A 3,088-nucleotide genomic window follows, 5' to 3' on the forward strand; every position below is an offset into this window, starting at 1 on the left:
GTACACGGCAGCCGATGGGTCGGAAATCAAGGCTATCGACGCGGCACTCACCGGGGAAACCGGCTACCAAGTCGTCTCCGCCCGGACGGGCATGGATGAAGGAGAGTACGCGATGGCCTACACGCCAATCACCGGTACCGATTGGGTACTCACGTACCACGTCCCCGCAGAACGGGCGTTCGCGCTCCAATCGCAGGTGACGAGAAACGTGATTCTCCTCATCGCGTTCGCCGTCGGGGCGTTGTTCCTCGTCGGTGTGACGATTGGGCGCGGGACCGCGAACTCCCTCGCCGTCGTCGCACGGAACGCGGACAACATCGCCAACGGAGAGGTCGACGGTGACCTCCCGAGCACGTCCCGAATCGACGAGATGGGCCGCCTGTACGACTCGTTCGAGTCGATGCAAGCGTACCTGACGACGGTCGCCGGACAGGCAGAGGCACTCGCCGAGAAACAGTTCGACGACCCCGTCCTCGACGAGGACATCCCCGGGTCGTTCGGTGAATCGATGGGCCAGACTCACACGGAACTCGAAGCGCTCATCACCGAACTCGAAGCGAAAGCCGCCGAGTTCAGCGAGACGATGTCCGATGCCGCCGCGGGCGACCTCACGCGACGGATGTCGGAAGACGCCGACAACGAGTCGATGAACGAGATGGCGCGGTCCTTCAACGACATGGCCGACGAACTCGAAGGAACCATCGCTGAAGTCGTCGAGTTCGCCGAAACAGTCGCGGCCGCCAGCGAGGAAGTCACTGCGAGTGCGCAGGAAATCGAGCGCGCCAGCCGACAGGTCAGCGAGTCCACGCAGGTCATGGCCGAAGGCGCACACGAGCAACGCGAGAACCTCCAGCAGACGACGAACGAGACGAGTAACCTCTCGGCGACCATCGAGGAGGTTGCCTCGTCGGCGACCGAACTCGAACAGACCGCACAACACACCCTCGGCGCAAGTGAAGACGGCCACGACGCGGCGAAAAACGCCATCGACACCATCAGACAGGTCGAGACGCAGACCCGCCGAACGGCCGACAGAATCGAAGACCTCGAAGCCGACATGGAGGAAATCGGCGACATCGTCGAACTCATCACCGACATCGCCGAGCAGACCAACATTCTCGCGCTCAACGCGAACATCGAGGCGGCCCGCGCTGGCGAGGCCGGCGAGGGCTTCTCGGTCGTCGCCAACGAGGTGAAGGACCTCGCGGGCGAGACGAAATCCTCCGCCGAAGAAATCGAAAAGACCATCGACGAAGTCCAGACGAAGTCCGCCGAATCGGTCGCCGAGATGCGCGAGACGAGAAACGCCGTCGAATCCGGCGTCGACGCGGTCGAGACCGCGCGCGACTCCCTCGACACCATCGTCGAGAACGTTCGCGAGACGACAAACGGCGTCGACGAAATCAGTCGCACGACCGACGAACAGGCCGCATCGACCGAAGAAGTCGCGTCTATGATGGACCGCGTCTCCGACATCAGCGACGAGACCGCAGAGCGGGCAGAGTCGGTGGCCGCGGCCGCCGAAGAACAGACTGCCTCGCTCGGCGAGGTTTCCAGTGGTGCGGACAGTCTTGCCTCGCAGTCCGAACGCCTGATGGCACTTGTCTCCGAGTTCACGGTTAATCACGACGCTGCCGAGAACATGACGGACGACACCTTCGAGTCAGATACCAACGAACAGTCCGACGAATCAAACACGCTATCGCCGGAGTCTCCAGTCACCGACGGCGGTGACGACTCCACGATGGATACCCAGTAGACGACGCGCTCTCACACCGCGTCGCTACCGGAACCAGTCCCCTACTTCGGCTCTCCACTCTTCGCTCTTTTTCTCTCTTCTTTTGCCACCTCAATCGACGTTCGACGGGTTCCCATGTCGACCCGTGTTGTTCGCTGCTAAGAATATCAAATTTGAAAATTCGGACAGTAGGGTTATGCCACCGATGGCCGTGTTCCGGACATATGGACCTGCTTTCGCGACTTGCGGCGCTGGTCCCGGGGGTCGGGGCTCGGGCGCGGACGGACGGCGGGGGACAGACAACTGAAACTAACACTGACCGTGCGACGATTGCGGCGGCGGCAGAGCAACTTCACGTCGGCGACTTACTCGACGGTGTGGGGATGCCCGTGTTCGTTCTCGACGCGGACCATCGCGTCATTTCGTGGAACGAACCCATCTCGAAGCTCACGGGGGTCTCCGCCGCGGACGCTCTCGGGTCGGAGCACGTGAGCGAGTTGTTCTACCCGGACGGTCGCCGGGCGAAGACGCTCGCCGACAAGGTACTCGAAAACCCGACGACCGCGGCTGACGTGCACGACCTCGAACTCGTCGACGAGGCGCAGTCACTCTACCGCGATACCAGTACCATGACCGACCGAAACGGCGTGGACCGACACATCGCCTTTACCGCCCAACCGCTGTTCGAGGGAGACGAACTCGTCGGCGTCGTCGAGGCGGTTCACGACCGAACCGACGTGGTCGAAAAACAACGGGCGTCCGAGGAACTCGTCGAAGAGGTGTCGGTCACTATCAGCAGTCTCACCGACGGTGACCTCTCCGCACGCGCGTCCTTTAGCGACGACCGGAACGTCCTCACAGACGAGACGCTGGCTGTCCTCTCGGACATCAACCAGATGGCGACGCGTTTCGAACGCCTTGCGAACGAGGTTGACGACACGACAGCAAACCTCGGCACGGCGATTCAGCGCGCGGCAACCGCCGCAACCGACATCGAAGAGCAGGTCACAGAACAGGCTGAACTCCTTGCGAAGGGGTCCGAGGAGATGCAGGACCTCTCTGCGAGCATGGAGGAAATCGCGGCGACGTCCGACGAAGTCGCGTCGGCGGCGAACCAGGCGCGTGCGGCCGCGGAAAACGGACAGGAGGCCGGACAAAGCATTCGAACCGCGACCGACCAGGTCATCGAGATATCCGACGAACTGCTCGACAGCGTGACCGAACTCCAACAGCGCATGGGCGCAATCGAGGAGGTCGTCGAGGTCATCGCGGAGGTCGCAGACCGGACGAACCTGCTCGCGCTCAACGCGAACATCGAGGCGGCCCGCGCTGGCGAGGCCGGCGAGGGCT

General features: G+C 62.7%; 2 protein-coding genes. Both read left to right on the top strand.

The window, feature by feature from the left end:
* The coding region (locus QT222_RS03565; protein ID WP_491476327.1) for a methyl-accepting chemotaxis protein at positions 1–1,759 on the top strand (1,759 nt) is incomplete at its 5' end.
* A 203-nt stretch (positions 1,760–1,962) separates the two neighbouring features.
* Positions 1,963–3,088 (top strand): methyl-accepting chemotaxis protein (locus QT222_RS03570; RefSeq protein WP_491476328.1); only part of this gene is annotated, 1,126 nt, incomplete at its 3' end.

It is taken from the genome of Haloferax sp. s1 (assembly GCF_058382125.1).